Annotated in this window: 19 protein-coding genes; all 19 read right to left on the bottom strand. The window is 49.3% G+C overall.

The window, feature by feature from the left end; genetic code table 11:
- Nucleotides 1–54: 54 nt before the first annotated feature.
- The 19 genes from E5161_RS01540 to E5161_RS01450 all read right to left on the bottom strand — a co-directional run bounded on the left by E5161_RS01540 (nt 55) and on the right by E5161_RS01450 (nt 18,814).
- Nucleotides 55–1,470 carry a PQQ-dependent sugar dehydrogenase gene (locus E5161_RS01540; protein ID WP_136775829.1) on the bottom strand — a complete coding sequence of 472 codons (1,416 nt, stop codon included), beginning with the start codon at nt 1,468–1,470 and terminating at the stop codon, nt 55–57.
- A 125-nt stretch (nt 1,471–1,595) separates the two neighbouring features.
- Nucleotides 1,596–2,480: an RNA polymerase sigma factor SigJ gene (gene sigJ / locus E5161_RS01535; protein WP_136775828.1), complete on the bottom strand. Its 885-nt coding sequence runs from the start codon at nt 2,478–2,480 to the stop codon at nt 1,596–1,598.
- Nucleotides 2,458–3,759, bottom strand: coding sequence for a phytoene desaturase family protein (locus tag E5161_RS01530; RefSeq protein ID WP_136775827.1), 1,302 nt, complete (start codon nt 3,757–3,759; stop codon nt 2,458–2,460). The genes sigJ and E5161_RS01530 overlap by 23 nt, the downstream gene beginning before the upstream one ends.
- A 125-nt stretch (nt 3,760–3,884) precedes the next feature.
- On the bottom strand, nt 3,885–4,319 hold the full coding sequence (locus tag E5161_RS01525) for an SRPBCC family protein (RefSeq protein WP_136775826.1): 435 nt from the start codon (nt 4,317–4,319) through the stop codon (nt 3,885–3,887).
- Between the two features lie 35 nt (nt 4,320–4,354).
- Nucleotides 4,355–4,789 carry a VOC family protein gene (locus E5161_RS01520; protein WP_136775825.1) on the bottom strand — a complete coding sequence of 145 codons (435 nt, stop codon included), beginning with the start codon at nt 4,787–4,789 and terminating at the stop codon, nt 4,355–4,357.
- Nucleotides 4,790–4,836: 47 nt separating this feature from the next.
- On the bottom strand, nt 4,837–6,903 hold the full coding sequence (locus tag E5161_RS01515) for a family 43 glycosylhydrolase (RefSeq protein ID WP_169306545.1): 2,067 nt from the start codon (nt 6,901–6,903) through the stop codon (nt 4,837–4,839).
- Between the two features lie 248 nt (nt 6,904–7,151).
- Nucleotides 7,152–8,225 (bottom strand): ABC transporter substrate-binding protein, encoded by a 1,074-nt coding sequence (locus E5161_RS01510; protein WP_136775824.1) that lies wholly within the window; start codon nt 8,223–8,225, stop codon nt 7,152–7,154.
- Entirely contained in the window at nt 8,222–9,031 is an 810-nt protein-coding gene (locus E5161_RS01505; protein WP_136775823.1) for an ABC transporter permease, read from the bottom strand. Before E5161_RS01505 ends, E5161_RS01510 begins: the two co-directional genes overlap by 4 nt.
- Complete coding sequence (locus tag E5161_RS01500) at nt 9,024–9,833, bottom strand: ABC transporter permease (protein ID WP_136775822.1); 810 nt, start codon at nt 9,831–9,833, stop codon at nt 9,024–9,026. Before E5161_RS01500 ends, E5161_RS01505 begins: the two co-directional genes overlap by 8 nt.
- Nucleotides 9,830–10,942 carry an ABC transporter ATP-binding protein gene (locus tag E5161_RS01495; RefSeq protein ID WP_136775821.1) on the bottom strand — a complete coding sequence of 371 codons (1,113 nt, stop codon included), beginning with the start codon at nt 10,940–10,942 and terminating at the stop codon, nt 9,830–9,832. The genes E5161_RS01500 and E5161_RS01495 overlap by 4 nt, the downstream gene beginning before the upstream one ends.
- Nucleotides 10,943–11,085: 143 nt before the next feature.
- Nucleotides 11,086–12,084 (bottom strand): DUF4129 domain-containing protein, encoded by a 999-nt coding sequence (locus tag E5161_RS01490; protein WP_211246667.1) that lies wholly within the window; start codon nt 12,082–12,084, stop codon nt 11,086–11,088.
- Nucleotides 12,085–12,296: 212 nt separating this feature from the next.
- A complete protein-coding gene (locus tag E5161_RS01485; protein WP_136775819.1) occupies nt 12,297–13,436 on the bottom strand; it encodes a DUF58 domain-containing protein in 1,140 nt (379 codons plus the stop codon).
- 21 nt (nt 13,437–13,457) lie between these two features.
- The gene (locus E5161_RS01480) at nt 13,458–14,417 is read right to left on the bottom strand and encodes an AAA family ATPase (protein WP_136775818.1); all 960 of its coding nucleotides are present in this window, start codon (nt 14,415–14,417) and stop codon (nt 13,458–13,460) included.
- Nucleotides 14,418–14,555: 138 nt separating this feature from the next.
- A complete protein-coding gene (locus tag E5161_RS01475) occupies nt 14,556–15,002 on the bottom strand; it encodes a DUF441 domain-containing protein (RefSeq protein WP_136775817.1) in 447 nt (148 codons plus the stop codon).
- A 155-nt stretch (nt 15,003–15,157) separates the two neighbouring features.
- Entirely contained in the window at nt 15,158–15,484 is a 327-nt protein-coding gene (locus E5161_RS01470; protein ID WP_136775816.1) for a thioredoxin family protein, read from the bottom strand.
- Nucleotides 15,481–15,858: a MerR family transcriptional regulator gene (locus tag E5161_RS01465; RefSeq protein ID WP_136775815.1), complete on the bottom strand. Its 378-nt coding sequence runs from the start codon at nt 15,856–15,858 to the stop codon at nt 15,481–15,483. The genes E5161_RS01470 and E5161_RS01465 overlap by 4 nt, the downstream gene beginning before the upstream one ends.
- Before the next feature lie 84 nt (nt 15,859–15,942).
- Nucleotides 15,943–16,842 carry an aldo/keto reductase gene (locus tag E5161_RS01460; RefSeq protein ID WP_136775814.1) on the bottom strand — a complete coding sequence of 300 codons (900 nt, stop codon included), beginning with the start codon at nt 16,840–16,842 and terminating at the stop codon, nt 15,943–15,945.
- A 79-nt stretch (nt 16,843–16,921) separates the two neighbouring features.
- Nucleotides 16,922–17,890, bottom strand: coding sequence for an NAD(P)-dependent alcohol dehydrogenase (locus E5161_RS01455; protein WP_136775813.1), 969 nt, complete (start codon nt 17,888–17,890; stop codon nt 16,922–16,924).
- Nucleotides 17,891–17,908: 18 nt separating this feature from the next.
- The gene (locus E5161_RS01450; RefSeq protein WP_136775812.1) at nt 17,909–18,814 is read right to left on the bottom strand and encodes an NUDIX hydrolase; all 906 of its coding nucleotides are present in this window, start codon (nt 18,812–18,814) and stop codon (nt 17,909–17,911) included.
- Between the last annotated feature and the right edge of the window lie 30 nt (nt 18,815–18,844).

Genomic DNA, 18,844 nt, shown 5'->3' with positions numbered 1-18,844 from the left:
CAACAAAAAAAACCCGCGTGGCGCGGGCGATTACTACTGCGAGGCGGTTTTGCATTATGGAACGACTTCAAATACAGTACCTTGATTAAAATCGGTCACTTTCATAGAGCCGTAAACCCCTAAATATAGTCTGGTTTGGTCCAAATTCGTTCCCAAACTGACATAATAAGCGGATTGAGATCCGAAATCATAATCGGTTTCAATAACACGAAAATCATGGAGTTTACCATCTGTTCTTACCCTGGTATAAGCTAAAACCCCTCTAACCGGAGGCCCGGATTGTTCATCCCTGGCAAGATCAGTAAAGACAACGCTTCCCGTTAACTCGGGGATTCCATTCCCCATATACGCCTGTACTCCTGTAAGTGCAGTTCCTCCAAATTTATCGGGCCGGGGATCTTTTTGAAAATAACTCGTTAAAGGCTGAAGACGCCTCACTGATGTTTTTACTGCTTCATTGTAATAAACAATTGTTTTCTCGTCCAAGGTCGGATTTGCAGAGCAGCCCCTTATAATCGAAGTAGGAAAAGCACCTTCCCACCCTCGCCAGCCAAAGTTTATAAATCCATCTTGATCAGGTTCAGTGTTCATTAAAAAAGCTTGAATCAGTTGAGTAACCGGTATGGGTTTATAATGAACGAATGAAAAAACCGACTCTGCCAAATCCTGTCCGACATTCCCCACATATTTGATATAGTGATGATTAAAACTTTGAAATGAGATGCCTGGAATATTGCGAACCCCTTTGGCAATTACCGTTAGCGTTTCCTGAATAGGTACGGGAAGTTCATGAAAACGTGTGACGACCGGCGGATTATTTATAAATGTATTTTTCGCTACATCAATTTCGATGATTTTACCCGCTATTTCCATATCGTCCTGGCTTAAATTAAATGGATCATAGCCTGAGCCGCCATCTCCGGTTGTTAACACAAGTTTTCCTGATTCAGGTGAAAAGTTTAAGCTGTTGACACCATTATGATTGAAAAACGGTCTTCTTAAGTTTAGTAATGTCCGTCGTATTTGCGGTTGACCATTCGATTGTAAAATCCATTCTTCAACTGTATCAATATGATCATATTGCGCTTCTCTATTTAACCACCTTAAATTTAACGTTTCGGGATCACAAGGGTTTGGCTGAAAACGTTCAGAAAGAGCACCCGGGCCTTCTGTTCCAACCATTGAATAATGAAGATAAAACAGACCGTTATAATAAAAATCCGGATGAAACGCCAGCCCCAGCAAACCCCGTTCATCATACCCACCCCTGGCAGCACCTAGTTTTATGATTCTCGGGCGGATATCTAACAAAGTCCTGATCACTCCGTCTCCTATGTAAAAGATCTCTCCTGCCTGGGTTGCAATAAATAATCTTTCAATGGAGTCACCCGGGAGTCTGGTCGTTTTCATAACAGTGGGTAGATTGATCCTACTGACCATGGGCCGTAAACTAACCTTAACTTTTATCAAATTAATTTAAGCCCCTTCTTATTGATTTCTTTGATCAGATTATGATTGGAACTGTTCTATTAGTACCAACCAAAGCAAAATCCGGCTCTAATTGTGAGCCGGATTTATTCCTTAATGAAATAAATTCAATTCGTGAACTCCTCAATTCGAAGATGTCTTAACTTCTCCGGATTCGCAACGCTGTAGATAGCTTGGATTTTTTGATCTTGATAGGCAAAAGAATAAACGTATTGAATCCCATCATCCATTTGAATTCGGATCCCAGGGAGTCTATTGACCATGAGGAAAGAAAGCGTAAATTGGCCCGCATACATGTTGAGTAGATTTTGATGCAATTTCATGACTTGCTGGAAACCGACAACCGGGAGAAGTGCCGCTCTCACTTTGCCGCCGCCGTCCGCGTAGTAAACAACATTTTCACTGACCAGTTCAAGAAGCTTCGCTGTATTTCCTTGCACCAGCAATTTCACGAAATCGTTAATCTTCTCCTCCGCAACGGAAATCGACGGGAGTTGGTCCGGATCGAAGTGAATGCTTTTTTGGGCGCGATGGAAAATTTGCCGGCAATTTGCATTGCTTTTCCCGACCATATCAGCAATTTCTTCGAACGTATAGTCGAATATTTCGCGAAGAAGAAAAACCGCCCTTTCCATCGCATTGAGTTGCTGCAGAAGCAAAAGGTACGCCGTCGAAATGGACTCTGACCGTAAATAAGCATCGGACGGGTCGCCATCCGGAGCTCCTTTCTCCACGAGGGGCTCCGGGAGCCAAGGTCCGACATATAATTCCCGTTTTTTGGCGGACGATCGTAAAAGATCAAGACAACGATTCGTTACCATTTTGTATAAATAGGCCCTTTCATTTCGAATGGCACCGAGATCGGAGAGCTGGTCATAGGTCAAGAAGACATCGTGTACGATATCCTCAGCATCCATAACACTTCCCAACATTCGATAAGCCAACGAAAAAAGCGGCGTTTTATAATCCTTATATAATTCCTCTATGCTCATCAAGAATGTTCCTCCCCTTGCCCTCAAGATGGAGCATGTGCTGTATGGCTCTTTTGGCGCTTGCCGTCGCGGCATCCACTAATAGTTCACCATGCGACGCCCATTCCCCTGCTACATATAAACCTTGAATTTCCGGAACAGCAGGTCCGGGATTTTCACGGCGATTGATATGCATGAAATCGTGGGAAACGGTTATTTTGGGCAAGTATTGTTTGACCATTAATTGTTCCCGCCATCCCGGCTGCGCCAAATCCAACATGCCTTCAAGCTCACGCAACTCTTCGTCCGGGTCGTTTTCTTTTCCTTGGTACTTGATGAGAGATATGACTTGCGCCCCATCGTCGCTTAGATAAGCCGCCCGCGATTGATTGGTAAGGAAAATCGTTTGGTCGATCCCGTATATAAACTGTTGTTTCGGCTTCGGAAGACGACGCAAGGCAACGTCCAAGCAGGCGGCCGTAATTTCGATCGCTTGTTCTTTCCACGTTTGAAGGGCGGTTTTTTCTGAAAAAGGCACCAGCTGGTGAGCGATAGAAGGCGATGTGGCCAGAATGACATTGCGCGCGGCAATTCTCGTTCCATCCTCACAAACGACCTGCTGCACAATGCCGTTGCGGATCTCGACAGTCATCACCTTGTTATGGGTTATAAACCTCACTCCGAGTTCGGATGCAATTTTTCGTAATTCTTCGACCAACTCGCCCCAGCCGCGATCCAGATATTTCACGCCGTTAAGTGCGTTTTGAAGCTGTCTGAGAACAGGACCCGCAGCCGGCAAGTCCGGCCCAACCACATAACTGGCGGTTCGTAATAAAGAATAAAAAAGATGACGCACCATCGGATCACGCACATTCCCTTCCATCCATTCGCGGAGACTGATTCGATCGTAGCCGTGAGTATCCATTTTTGTGAATTTCATAAGCCAGGAAGCAAGCTCCATTTTCCCTTTCCAAGATAGGAGCTGGGTTGTGAACAGAGATTTCAAATCCGTCGGCAACGTAATCAATTTCCCTTTCCACAGGCCATAACCGTTAGCCGAGGGTTGATTGCCCCTCACGTTCACACCCAATTCCATGAAAGTTTCGTGCGCATGCCCCTTATATAAGGCATGCCCGCCCAAATTGAAGTAAGCTCCGTTTTTCTTATTCGAAATAGCCCGCCCGCCTAAACGATCCTGTTTTTCAATAACGATTGTTTGCTTTCCTGCCTTTGCTGCATAAATGGCAGCTGTCAATCCCGCAATCCCTCCACCAACAACCGCTGCATCATACTTTTGCATCGTTCATCATCCTTTCGAATTTTACCTGTATGACGGGGAAGGGTCTCGAGATGTGACAGAACAGAAAAGATCGTACCTCCAAATAAAAAAAGATCCAGCCGAAGCCGGATCCCATAAGGTTTATCTTAATCTTCTTTGGACATTTCACTATACTTTTTGAAATTGTCCAATATGGCCTGCCAGCCTGCTTGTTGCATTTCTGCGGAGTGGATAGCTTCTGCCTCAAAAGTTTCAACGACCTTCGTGTCGTTACCCTGGTCGATAAAATGAATCGTAACTTTTCTTCCGTCTTCCATTGTGTAAGAAATCAACTCATTTGTTCTCACTTCATCATAAACACCGCCAAAATCAAAACCCGCACTGCCGTCCCTTGCTTCCATTCTGGTTACAAACTTGCCGCCAACCCTTAAATCATTCTCGGCAGTTGGTGCATGCCAGTCATCAGAAGCAGAACACCATTGGGTTATGTGCTGCGGCTGCGCCCAATATTTCCATACTTCTTCCACCGGTTTATGAATGATGGCTTCTACCGTTATGTTTGCTTTGCTGCCTGTTTCCATTTTATTAATCCGCCTCTCTATAATAAATTACACGCTTACTGTGACTGCTCCTGTGGGACATTCACTTGAAAAGTAACCCCGAACTTGTCCTTTACAATCCCGTACAAGGGGCTCCAATCTGTCTTCTGAAGGGGCATGATGACTTGTCCGCCGTCTTCCAATGCGGCGAAGATTTCTCTCGCCCTTGCCTCTTCACTGGGATGGATGGCAATTTGAACCGTATCTCCACCTGCCTGATGAGGCATGCCCGGGAACGTGTCGGAGAACATGAGATCCGCGTCGCCGACTTTCAATTGCGCATGCATAATGAGATCTTTCATGTCTTCCGACATCGGATGATTCGGGTCTTCCGGCATATCTCCGAACCTCATGATGCCCAATAATTTTCCGCCCAGTGCTTTTTCGTAAAAGTAGACTGCTTCTTTCGTGTTGCCCTCAAAATTCAAATACGGGTTCAGCTTGATCGTCACGTTAAACAACTCCTTTGGAACGATTTGGATATTCCCACTCCATTATATCAATTGGACGCTTTATGGATCTTAAAGAAATCAAATTTGGCCGGAATATTCCTTCCACTTACGGGAGAAATAGCGAACAATCCGATTTGTTCATTGCCGTAGGAGGCTTGAAACGGAATTCCTACCGAACTCCACTGATCTCCGTTCCCGCTTGCGAAGAAGGTGTAAGTGTTCCCTTCCTTCTTGATTTTCAGATACACATCATCCCCTATATCATTCGGAGAAGTAGTCCCGAAATAGCGGCCTTCCGATTCCATGGCCGTCTCAAATACTTTCCGATCCGTATAGACAAATGCTAGCTTGATGAAGTTATCCGGGCCGTTCCAGATCGTCAGTCCCGCCTGTTCAAACCCTCTCTCGGGAGAGAAATCAAGCTTGGTCGTAAACTCATAGTCTCCCTGGGGAGCTTGGCGCAGGAAATAATTCAGCGGTTGATTTCGTCCTTGGTAAACGTCCGAATCCTGAGTCGTTATGGTCAGAAATCCTTTGTTCGCGTTCAGTGACCAGAAGTCGGGATTCGCCTGACCTTCGCCGGGACCTACAATCCAATGGTTACCCAGAATCGGGTCATTGAAGTTATCTGTCATAGGCCCTACTTTGCCTGTTCCAAGCAGTCCGCTGTCCGTTGGGAAGAGTGTCGGCTTTGTTCCGGGGAAAACTTCCAAACAATCATACTCCGCATAACCCACTTTTTTCGTAAAACGAACTTTGTTTACCCCTGCCTCCAGGTATACATTGGCGGTTGCCATGCCCCAATTGTTCCAACCGGAATTAATCACATAGAAATTGGTTGCTCCGCCTCCATTGATCTGCAGGGAATCCAGAGCCCAACCGCCTATGCCTGTCCCCGTGCGGGCTGCCAGGACATAATAGCCGGCGTTCTCCACCGTAACGGTAAACTCAATATAACTGTCGAGGTTATCTTTGAATCCGACTTTCTTGCCGCCGGATGCGCTTGCCTCATCCACGACTCTCGGGCCGTTGGCCAGCAGCGCGTCTTCCGCTTCATATCGAGACCTGGACTGTTCCCCGGAAGGCAGTTGGATCGGAATATTGGGGTTTGCCGGTGTTCCGAAGTTAGGCGTGTTATCTGAATTCCAGATGAATTTTTGCGTTCGAATATTGCGGTCCCACCCGGCTCCCCGATGCCGTGCGGTATGATAAATAATCCAATCTTCACTTCCGTCAGGGGATTTCACGAAGCTGGCATGGCCCGGTGCATAGATACCGTTACCGCTTTGGAAGATTGGGGTATTCTTCTTTGTCCAAGAAGTCGGATCCAACAAATTGCTGGAAATGGAAGCCGTAATGAGTCCGAGACTGTAAGTATCCGTCCAGCTTCCGCTTGCCGAATATACCAGATTAATCGTATTGCCTTTCACGATAACTTCCGGACCCTCATTCACCTTAGGATCGGTGTTGGTCTCCCAAGGGTACGTGGGGGAAGAAATCAGCACCCTCTCCGATCCGATTGTCCAAGGATTGGTCATTTGGGCTATATAGAGGTTTTGTTTGACATTCGTCGTGCCTTCCCAACCGGACCAAATGAAATACTTGATGCCGCCTGCTTCAAGAACCGTTCCGTCAATGGCCCAGCGGTCCGTGGAGTCGGAAATCTTCCCTTTGAACGTCCACGTTCCGGTGAAAGGATCCGCACTCTCATTTTCAAGTACATACATGCGATGGCTCTCATTACGGCCGTCATCCGCCGCGAAATAGATATACCATTTGTAATCCAAATAATGAAGTTCAGGGGCCCAAATATTCTGACTGTAAGAAGTATTCGCCGGCGGAGTCCAGACCACTTTGGAATCTCCCGCATCCACCCCCGTAATGGATTTGGATCTCCACAGGGTCACATTGCCGCCTGTCGTTTTCGTGAAATAATACCAGCCATCGGGATGCTTCATCATCCAAGGATCGGCACCATCTTGCATGATCACGTTGAAAAAGTTGTTCGTTGTCGTCGCCTGCGCTCTAGCGACTCCTTGCGGCAATAAAACGGGAAGAGCCATTAACAAAACCATGATGCCGATCAGAAGATTTTTCACAGCCCGATTGTTCATTCCCATACCTCCTATTATTGTCTTCACTACTTATTCAACATCTCAGGTGAAAGTAACGCCTATTAAAAAAATTCATATTAACAATAAAAAAAGGATCTCACTTGGACAAGAGGGTTATTTTATCGTTTCAAGTTGCTTTCTGTTGTTCATTGTCTTTTCAGGTTTCTTTCACGGCAAAAGTGAAATCGCGGCATCCCTTAAGCAAACGTTTTACATATAGAAAGAGCCGCCCGGCGGGCGGCTCTCGTTCATTTTCGGTGCATCTTCACTTCGAGGAACAGCTCATTGTAATGAGCCAGCATACGTTTTCCGAGATTCCGATAGATCTCCAGCTTATTCGTCAATTCGGGCGCCGGGTAGAACCGCTCGTCCCCCGAGATTTCTTCGGGCAACAATTCGAGCGCCTTCATATTGGGAGTGGCGTATCCGACGTACTCGGCATTCCTTGCGGCATGATCGGGATCAAGCATGAAGTTGATGAACTTATGGGCTCCTTCAACGTTTTGGGCCGTCTTAGGAATGACCATGTTGTCGAACCACAAATTCGAGCCTTCCGAAGGTATTACATAATCCAGATTATCGTTCTCCCCCATAATTTCCGACGCGTCGCCGGACCAAACGACCCCTACTGCCGCCTCCTCGTTTGCGAGCAGCATTTTGATCTCATCTCCCACGATCGCCTTCACGTTCGGCATGAGGTCTTCCAGCTTGTGCCGCGCTTCCTGAAGATGAGTTTCATTCGTATCGTTCAAGGAATACCCCAAACTGTTCAGTCCAAGGCCGATGACTTCGCGGGCCCCGTCGACCATCAGAATTTGATTCCTTAGCGAAGGATCCCACAAATCGTTCCAGCTCGTAAGTTCCCTGCCGCCCAAAAGCTTGGAGTTGTACACGATGCCGACAGTACCCCAGAAATAAGGCACCGAATAACGATTGTCCGGATCGAAATCCAAGTTGAGATACCGCGGATCGATGTTGTTCAGATTCGGGAGTTGGGAATGATCGAGCGGCAGCAACAGATTGTCCTGGGTCATCTTGGCGATCGCGTATTCCGAAGGAACGGCAACATCGAAAGTCGTACCTCCTTGGGCGATCTTCGTCATCATGGCCTCGTTCGAATCGAACGTTTGATAGATCACCTTAAGCCCCGATTCATTTTCGAATTCTGTTATAAGCTCCGGGTCGATATAATCTCCCCAGTTGTAGATCGTCAGAGTATGGCCGTCGGACAATCCTTGGGCGGAGTTCAGCCGGGCAACGAGATACATCAGGACGAATGCCGCCGCAAACACGACAGTAAATAATCGGACTAGCGGTTTCACGGCAGCGGCGCCCCCCATCCCGGACGGCGATTTCCGCGGCGGTTCATCAAGTAGTAACCGACCACCAGCGCCAAAGTAAAGAGGAAAATCAGAGTCGAGAGTGCGTTAATTGACAAGGAGATGCCATGTCGGGCGCGCGCGTAGATTTCAACGGACAATGTAGAGTAACCGTTGCCTGTTACGAAGAAAGTAACGGCAAAGTCGTCCATCGAATAGGTCAGCGCCATGAAAAACCCGGCAAAAATGCCCGGACGGATGAATGGCAGGACGACCCTGCTCAGCACGTACCACCCGCTTGCTCCGAGGTCCCTTGCCGCATCGATTAAAGTAGGGCTCATTTCGCGCAGTCGGGGCAGCACCATCAGAACGACGATCGGAATGCTGAACGCAATATGTGACAGCAGTACCGATATGAAGCCCAGTTTGATTCCGGCCATCGTGAACAAAATCAGGAAGGATGCGCCGATAATGACGTCCGGACTTACGATCAGGACATTGTTCACGGTGAGCAAAGCGTTGCGGTTACGACGGCGGCGGATCCGGTTAATCGCCAGCGCGCCCATCACTCCGAATAGGGTGGAAATCGCGGCAGACAGAAGAGCGATCACAACCGTATTCAGCACAATGACGAACAGTCTCGTATCCTGAAAGACCTCTTGGTACCACTCGAAAGTGAAGCCTTCAAATCCGTGCATGGTTCCACCGCTGTTAAACGAGTAGAACAACAAATATAGGATGGGGGCATAGAGAATCAAGAAAACGACAAAGAGATAAGCATTGGCGGGTGTGCCGTTCCTGCTACGCATCCTTGACCCCCCTCTTCCGCTCGCCGGTTGCGATCATGACAAGCGCCATTACGATAATCAATACGACGGCGATCGCCGAGCCCATTCCCCAGTCCTGAGTGACCAGAAAATGCTGTTCGATGGCCGTTCCGAGCGTGATCACCCTGTTGCCGGCAATGAGCCGAGTGATCATAAACAAAGAAAGTGCCGGAATGAATACGGCTTGGCATCCCGCCTTTACGCCGCCCAGTGTCAAGGGAAAAATGACGCGCCGGAAGGTAATCCAGGCCGATGCTCCCAAATCGCGCGAGGCGTCCAGCAAAGAAGAATTCATATCTTCCAAAGCGTTGAAGATCGGCAAGATCATGAACGGGATAAAAATATACACCGATACAAAAATGAAGCTAAAATCGGTAAAGAGAATCTGATGCGTTCCAAGTCCCAACGTTTCCAGTATGGCATTCGTTAAACCGTACGTGCCGAACAAGCCGAGGAAGGCATATGTCTTCAGCAGCAGGTTAATCCAGCTCGGCAGGACGATGAGCAGCAGCCATAACTGCTTGTGCTTGGTACGGGTTAAGGCATAAGCGGTCGGATAGGCCACGAGCAAAGAAAAGAGCGTAATCAGCAAGGCGTACCAGAACGAGTATAGCGTCATTTTCAAATAAATCGGAGACAGAAACTTCTGATAGTTGGTAAAAGAGAACTTTCCTTCAATATCGAATAAGGAATAATAAACGATCAGCGCAATGGGTGCCGCAACAAAGAGCAGCATCCAAGCGGCATAAGGAATGAGATAGAAATTCCGCGTTCTTCCCGTCATGTGGAAGCGCCCCCGCTCTCGGAACTCTCATAGGCTTCCAGCCGCCGGTCAAATTCCTCTTCCGTTTCTCCGAAACGCATGACATGAATGGCTTCCGGATCGAAATCAAGGCCGATTTCCGCTCCCACATTAACCCTCTTGGTCGAGTGAACCAGCCATTCGTTGCCGGACTCATCGTAGCCGATGATTTCATAATGGACACCGCGGAAAAGCTGGCTGTCTACGCGCACCTTCATTTTCCCGCGGTCCGGTGTTGTAATTTCCAAATCTTCCGGCCGAATGACGATCTCTACAGGCTCGTCCGAAGAGAAGCCTCCGTCTACGCACTCGAAAGTCCTTCCGGCAAACTCTACCAGAAAATCACGGATCATGCGGCCGGGGACGATGTTCGACTCCCCGATGAAATCCGCGACGAATCGGTTGATCGGTTCGTCGTATATATCCGTAGGCGACCCTGTCTGTTGGATGATCCCATGATCGAGGACAAAAATTTCATCGGACATCGCCAAAGCTTCTTCCTGGTCATGCGTAACGAAAATAAATGTGATTCCCAAACGCCGTTGAAGCTCGCGAAGTTCATACTGCATTTCGGTCCGCAGTTTGAGATCCAGCGCGGACAACGGCTCGTCGAGCAGCAGAACCTCCGGCTCATTGACGATCGCGCGGGCGATTGCGACCCGCTGCCGCTGACCTCCTGACATCTCGGAGATGGCGCGTGTTTCGTATCCTTCAAGATTGACGAACCGAAGCGCTTCTTTCACTTTGGCGTCGATGTCGGGCTTTTTCCATTTTTTCACCCGGAGGCCGAACGCTACGTTCTCATACACGTTCAAATGCGGAAACAAAGCGTAGTCTTGAAATACGGTGTTGACTTGGCGCTCGTTGGCGGGAATGCGGTCGATCACCTTGCCTCGGAAGTGAATGTGACCTTCCGTCGGTTCTGTGAATCCCGCGATCAGGCGCAAAATGGTCGTCTTGCCGCAGCCTGAGGGTCCGAGCAAAGTGTAGAACTTACCGCTTTCAATTTCGAAGCTCACATCGTTCAATATCGTTTCGCCGTCGTATTGTTTGGTGACGTTCTCGAAGCGAATAATCGGTTTCTTGTTCATCGTCCCCTCCAAAAATCGTCATTCTCAATATTTAACCATAGAAATTATTATACAGCGCGCAAATAAAACCTCAATGCATTCTTGCTTATCCAGTTATTTCTGAGCAATAAAAAATCCGCGCAGCACGCGGATAATCATCATAATTAAGTAGATTTCATACGCTCAAGCGCTTCTCGTGCTTTGAGGACAGTCGGGTCGTCTTCCACCGTCTGCGTTTCCGCGCCGTAACGTGAATGCTCGTAACACTTGGTTATTTCCCACACTTCACGCGTCGCTTCGTGGCCTGTCAATTGCTGCGACTCAACACGCTGAGCATATTCCCGCGGTGTCTCACCTGGAGTGATCGGCCACCCTTTCGTTTCCAGCCATCTGAGCATTTGCTGGTAGATTTGCCGAATCGGTGCCGTTGTCGAGAGGAATTGCAGACTCGGATTCGCCGACCATCTCATCCGTTTGATCTGGACCTCCGGTTGAAATGTCGTTTGCCGCGCTGCTGCTTGCACTCTATTGTTGTTGTTGAATACATACCAAACGGCGACCACAGCCAGCATAACCGCGAGCAAGAAAGCCCAGTCCGGGATATTTGGCGCGTGGTAATCCCATTGGACCCTTTCAATTGCCTCTTGGTTTGGGCCGGCCTCGTTAGGCTGCTGCGGCTGAACTTTGGAGAAAACGCTCTGCATCCATACAATCAGGGGATCCAGCCACTTCATGAGCGGGACGATAAGGTAAAGCGGCCCAGTAGCCACGAATGGCCATGCGGCCATCACGAGCAGGACCGCCAGGATGAGCCCGGCCGGCAGAAGCGTGTTCCGGATCCGAAAATGCCAAGTTCCACGCAGCGTTCTTTGAACGAGCAGCAGCACAAACAACCGGATGCCGAAACATGAAATAGCTGCCAATGGAATCAAGACCGGTGACACGATGTCCCGAGCCGAGGCTGTGTGGAAACTGGGCACCGTAAGGAAGGGAATGACGATGGATTCCATCAGAAAATACCCTCGGCACAACCGCTCCATCGTCTCCTGTTGGTACAAGATCCCGCTTATGCGATGAATAAAAATGAAACCGATCACCGCAGCACCGATTAGAAACCAGGAAGTTCCCAGCCGTGCGATTATGGGTACAATCACTGCGACCACAAGCAATGCTCCTGCTGCCTCCGCGCCCCGGGATCCGAGGCTGCGATTCAACCATTTTATCAACCCTACACATAACAAAAGTAAGACTGGAAATATCAGAAATATCGTTATCTCGCCGAACTGCTTCATCATGCCGGAGAGCAGGAGCATCCAGCACAGGAGGACGCAACCTTCAAAGAACACGTACACCAAAGGAGACAATTCTCTCTGACTCATGAGGCCGCCTCCTTGTCTACTGCATCCGAATACGCAATATTCTCGGTTATCGCAGGAACGCCAGGCAGGTTCCATTTATTGTCGTCCCACAACATGTTATACACGATGAGGTTTTTATATTTTCGCTGCCATTCGTTGGCCGCCCTTACGGCTTCCGTATCCCAGTAGGAAGTCAACAGAAGCACGGTGTCTCCCAGCGCCGCATAGCGGGAGGCCGAGCGGATCAGATCCGCCATGGAGGACCTTGGGTGTTCGGATACGGAACCCATCCGGTTCGCCAAACGTGCCAATTGAACGGGACCTGAGGCAGCAGGTTCATGGAAGCTCATCGCCATGCTGTCATGCAGGTTGGTAAGCAATCCTACCGATGTTTCGTTCTCCATCAGCTTGGCGGAAATCTGCAGCAATCTTTCGCACATCGCGTCGAGGCGATGCTTATAGACGGTCTTCCAATACAAGTCGAACATTTGCCCGTTAAATAAGATCAATACTTTGGAAGAAGTCGTGTGACCAAATTGCTTCACCATCAGTTCTCCGGTTCTGGCGGTCGCGAGCCAATGAATTCCGCGCAGCGGGTCTCCCGCTTGATAAGGGCGAACCCCTACGAATAAACTCGGATCTTCGTGATAGAATCTCTTTGTACGGATTTCCCCGAGAAGCTCCGTCAACGTTCTCGGTAAGGCCACAGGCTGCAGGCGCCGCGGACGAACGACGGCGCGGGCATGTACATAGACGGTGCGGTATTCTTTGCGAAGGCCCAACGCATCCGTGAACTCGAGATCCGCCTCCTGCCACTGCGCTATTCCCCTGCGCACCGCATATACCGTGAACGTCACTTCAGCGATTTGGCGAGGCATTAAATAGAAGTGGACCTCGACATGATCCCGTCCGTCCTCTTCCCTTCCGCTGCGGATTTGCTCCGGCAGCTTCATCGACAGCTTGACGCGCGGGCAAGGCAGCCTCGTTGGGTTGCTGAACTTGCAGCGGATCGTAACGGGATCTCCGATATCTACAAATACGTCCAATGACTCCATCGCCACGGTAATGTGCGGATAAACCTTTCTTCCCCAATATTCCGGCGCCGCCCACAAGCAAAAGACGACGATCACCATCAAGAACCATAAAATTGTCCACATGGCACCGGTCTCCACTTCCGATTAGGGTGTAATGGCCAGCTCGGAAGGGACTGTAATCCGTTCCAAAAGCTCCAGCAGCGCCGACTCTTCCGTTTCCCCGCGCGCTCGGCGGTCGGGCGTAAGAACGACGCGGTGCGCAAATACGGGAACAACGCTATGTTTAATGTCGTCTGGGATCACAAAATCCCGTCCGTCCATCCAGGCCAGCGACTGGGACAGCGCCATCAGGGACAAAGCCGCACGAGGACTCGCCCCGATCAGGAACGTTTGCTCCTCTCTCGTAGCGCGTACGATATGCAGCAGGTAGTTTTGCACATCCGGCGTGAGCAGCACCTTTTTGCATTGCTGACGGATGCCGGCGAGCAGTTCCGGGGTGATGACGGGCTGCGGTTGTTCCGGCTGGGTACCCGTGCGGAATCTTTGAAGAATCTGCCGTTCTTCCTCGAGTGTAGGATAGCCTAATTTCACCTTCACGAGGAACCGGTCCAGCTGTGCCTCGGGAAGCGGGAACACTCCTTGGGATTCTAACGGGTTTTGTGTCGCAATAACGAAAAAAGGCTTCGGGAGAGTCAGAGTGCTGCCATCTATGCTGACTTGGCCTTCCGCCATCGCCTCCAGCAGCGCCGATGCCGTCCTTGGTGTGGAGCGGTTAATTTCATCGAACAGCAAAAATTGCGTGAAAATGGGACCTTTGCGCAGCTCGAACTCTCCGGTCTGCGGACGGTAGATCATGCCGCCGAGCAAATCCTGAGGCAGCAGATCAGGCGTCGCCTGCACGCGATGGAAGTCGGCTTGGAACGTCTGGGACAGCGCCTTTGCGAGCGTGGTTTTACCCGTGCCGGGGACATCTTCAAGCAGTACGTGTCCTTCCGCCAGAAGAGCGGCAACAATCATTTGAAGCGGTTGCTGCTGACCGATCACCTGCTTATGAATTTCTGTCATCATGCGGGAAATGAACTCTTTAGCCTGCTGTTCCGGCATATGAAGCCTCCTAAGAATGGCACGATTGGGAGTTTATATTAAAATCATCATACTGGACAGCAGCAGCCTTGTACATGTTACCTGATATGAAAAAAAGCTGCTTTGGCAGCTTTTTAGAGAATGGCAACACTTGACGCCTTATCTCACCATTAAAGATAATATGCCTGCCGCGATTAACGGTCCTACTGGCACTCCCTTTAAAAACGCGACGCCAATGACGGTTCCGATGATCAGCCCTGTAACGATCGCTGGCTGCACAGTCATTAAGTGCACGCCGCGTGCTCCCAAATATGCGACACCGATCCCTACACCGATTGCTGCAATCGACTTCCAATGGACGAAGGACTGCAAAAGCTGTTGCCAACCTACCGCACCCGTCGCGAACGGTGCCAAAATGCCAATCGTCAAAACAATGATCCCAATATTCAACCCGTTCTTTTGAATCCAAGGAAACGCTTCTTCCATTCGAGCCGACTTTAATAACAGCAAGAACAGGGAGGCAACCGTAATCGAATCATTTTTACTCAGAATTCCGAGTAAAGCCAGAAGCAGCAATATCATCATGGGCATATTCAAGTAATGCATAGAGCTTCCCCTTTCATTTCTCAGCTCATTTTACATTACTCTTTGTTCACATATAGTTTAGGACTGATACCTCCAAACAAAAAAGCAGCTCTTGGGCTGCTTTTGTTGCTGAGGGGGTATATCCTCCCTGTCGATATTCGGCAGATCATAGACAGTTACGCGTTCACGGCATACTTAGCCAGAACGTTCTCATAAGCGCTTCTAGGACGCAGTCCCACCAGCTTTTCCACCGGTTCACCATTGTGAAACAAGATCACGGTCGGCATCGACATCACCCCGAAATGACTTGATGTTAAAGGGGATTCATCGCAATCCACTTTCAGTATGGTAAGCTTCTCTCCATAGTTTTCCGACAACTCATCCAGAATTGGCAATAATACTTTGCAGGGCGGACACCATGTTGCACCGAATTCGACCATTGTCGCGCCGTCATTTCGGATCCCCGATTCAAAAGTAGCATCATTCACCGCTTGTACGCTCACTTACGTTCCTCCTCACTCTGATGTGTTCGTTCGAGCAAAATGGAGTCGATGCGGTCAATTAGATTTTGCTTGATGTGGCTTAACAATTGGATTTGCGCGTCGATTTCCTTGAGCTTCTGCTGGTAAATCGGCAGTACTTCGTCGCAAAAGGCTTCCTTGTTCTTCAGGACGCATTGCAGGAACCCGGCTATTTGTTCTGTCGATAGTCCAAGATTCAAATACAATTGGATCGTGCGAACTTGATCCACCACGAACGGCGAGTACTCCCGGTACCCGTTGTCATGGCGCAACGGAACAAGAAGACCTTGCTGTTCATAGTATCGAAGCGAGCGGATACTGACCCCGGTCCGTTTCGCCAATTCACCGATTTTCAACCTGCATCTCCTCCTCTCTGCTCGGGATGAACTCATTTTAAACCCTAACATCGATGTAAGAGTCAAGAGGAAATAAACCTGCGTTTAACCTAATCCGATCCAGTCAGAGCTTGCGACCGATTTCCAGCGATCTCTGACGGCATGATATTGATCGGATGGAAGCGGTCCCTCGGAGAGGAGACGGGAATTTTCATCCCACCGATTGGGATTGGCCGTACCGACAATGGCTGTATGCACACCTGGGGAAGATAAAGTGAAACGAAGAGCAGTTCCGACAGCCTCTGGTTCGGAATTTGTGAGAAAATCGTAGTCCAGTTTCCGTAACCGCTCCCAATAACGAAACTCGTACGCTTTCTCATCCGGTTTATTCGTATGCCGCCAAGCGACATTGGCGATTGGCCGTTTGATCACAACCCCCATTTCCCGCCGCATGGCCTTGGGGATCGTGAGTTCGAGCGCTTCTTGATCGGCGATGTTAAGCGATGTCATAAGCGAATCGAAAAAACCGGATTCTACCGCGTACTTGGCCGCTAGGTGGTCGCCGCTATAGCCGATGAAACGGGTTTTGCCTTTTTCCCGGGCGCGCCTCAATACTTCGATCACTTCGCCGCGGCGCAATACTTCTTCCGAACAGCTGTGAAGATGGATGACATCGATATAATCCGTTTTCAACCGTTTCAGACTGCGATCGATGCTTTGCTCCAGCATGGCCGGGTCCCAATCGGCTCCGTCAAGGCCGGATGCGTGACCGCATTTGGTAAACAAATAATAGTCGCTACGACGATGAGCGACGGTTTGGCCGATCAGCTCTTCGGAGTTCTTATAACACTCCGCCGTGTCGATTACATTGAGTCCCGCATCCAGCGCCCGTCCGAGCAATCGCTCGACTTCCGCCGTGCTTTTGCCTTCATAGCCGATTTCCGAACCGCCGAATCCCAGCACACTGACTTTCATCCCTGTCTTCCCGTAAGTGCGTTGTTCCACTGGAAGGCCCTCCCTTAACGAATGTGCCTCCAGTATAATCAACTCTATCAAAAATACAAAACCCAATCGTGTCCGGCAATTATTCATCCATTCGGATAACCACTTTCCCTTTGGCGCGCCCTTCTCCAAGATACCCGATGGCTTCCGCGGTTTCTCCTAACGGGTAGCACCGGTCAATCACCGGTACGATTTTGCCGGCTTTGAATAAATCCTTCAGAACATCTTGGTCCATGTAGTTCGGTTTATGTATGAGAAGTCTTATTTTCTTACACATGGTACGGCGAATAAACGGTCCTGTTAACAAGGCTTGGAAGATTCGTCTTGTTGCCCCTCCGATCATGACATAAGTGCCGTTGGGAGATAATGCGCGCTGGCAATCGAAAATCGACCGGTATCCCGCGACATCAAGAATCAGATCGAAATGCTGTCCGCCTCGGGTGAAATCCTCTTTGGTATAATCCATGACATGGTCGGCGCCAATTGCTCGCAGCATCTCTAATTTTCCTGCTTGGTCAACGCCTGTTACTTCCGCTCCGAAACATTTGGCTAGCTGCACTGCGAATGTGCCCACGCCGCCGCCGGCGCCATTAACTAAAACCTTGTGCCCTTCTCGAAGTTCTCCTAACCGAAGCCCCTGCAAGGCCAGCACTGCCGCTTGCGGGATGGCCGCCGCTTCCTCGAAAGACATTTCATCCGGCTTCAGGGATAAGGCATTTTCATGAACACATACATACTCCGCGAACCCTCCCCAACCGCATCCGGAAATGTCCCCGAACACCTCGTCACCCGGCTGAAACCGCGTAACTTTTGGACCAGTCGCTTCAATCCGTCCCGCGACATCCGCTCCGAGTATTTTATATTTCGGTTTTAGAAGCCCGCCAAGACGCGCCAAAAACGGTTTGCCTCTCACGAGATCCCAGTCCCAAGAATTTACGGAGGCAGCATGTATTTGAATCCGTACTTCATTTTCCTTTGGAACAGGTTTCTCTACCTCTTCGAATTTAAGAACGTCGGTGGTTCCGTATTTGGTGTACACAATCGCCCGCATGCCATCACTCCCTAAAAATTAAATAAAGCGCCAATTCGGATTGAACCGGAAGAGCCTTGCAGGCCTATGCCCGGCATCCTTCGTGAATTGATCCGTTTCCGTCACCATTCCGGCTATTTTCCTTCTGAAGGCGGCAGGAAGCAGTTCTTTTCCCAAAATCACCTCGTAAACCTGCTGGAGCTCAGACAAGGTAAAAAGTTCCGGCATGAGATTGAAAGCAATATCGGTATACTCGATCTTATTCCGGAGCCGCTTGACAGCATATTGGATCATTTTCGCATGATCAAATGCAATCCCATTGGATTCTATGAGGTCACTTTCTATCCTGGAGGACTTGCCAGTCTTCTTTTCCATTACTTTGACTGTCGCATCGAGGATGATTGTATCGTTGCTGAACGTCATTTTTACCAAATACTCGTTTGCGGCATCGTTCCCCTGCGTTGTCCTCTTCTCATCATGCAAACTGTATGTTAGGTCGAACCATCTTGCATCGGCTGCATCATCTCCAGCCTTTAATTCAAGCGACGTGCTGTCCACGAGTGCCATATACGAACAGCTCACAACCCGAGTTCGAGGATCCCTGTTCACTTCTCCCCAGGTATAAAGCTGTTCCATATATACATTGTCGATATTGGTTTCGGACCTTAGCTCGCGCAATGCAGCATCATCGACGCTTTCATCATGGGTTACGAAGCCTCCCGGCAAAGCCCATTGCCCTAAATAAGGGTGAACTCCTCTTTTCACCAGAAGCAGCTTCAATGACTTATTCGGAAGTTTTCTATAGTTTTCTTCTTGTTTATCCACCACAGTGAAAATGAGCATATCGACCGTAACCGACGGCCTAACGAAAATACTGGGATCGTAAGTCTGTAAAAACTCTTCTTCGGTAAGGCCCTGTCTGTCTCTAAGCGGAATTCGTTCCATGCGATCACCTGACATTCACTGAAATTTTTT

It is taken from the genome of Cohnella pontilimi, from assembly GCF_005049045.1.
Lineage (GTDB): Bacteria > Bacillota > Bacilli > Paenibacillales > Paenibacillaceae > Cohnella > Cohnella pontilimi.
This window is presented reverse-complemented; position numbering and strand designations above follow the sequence as displayed.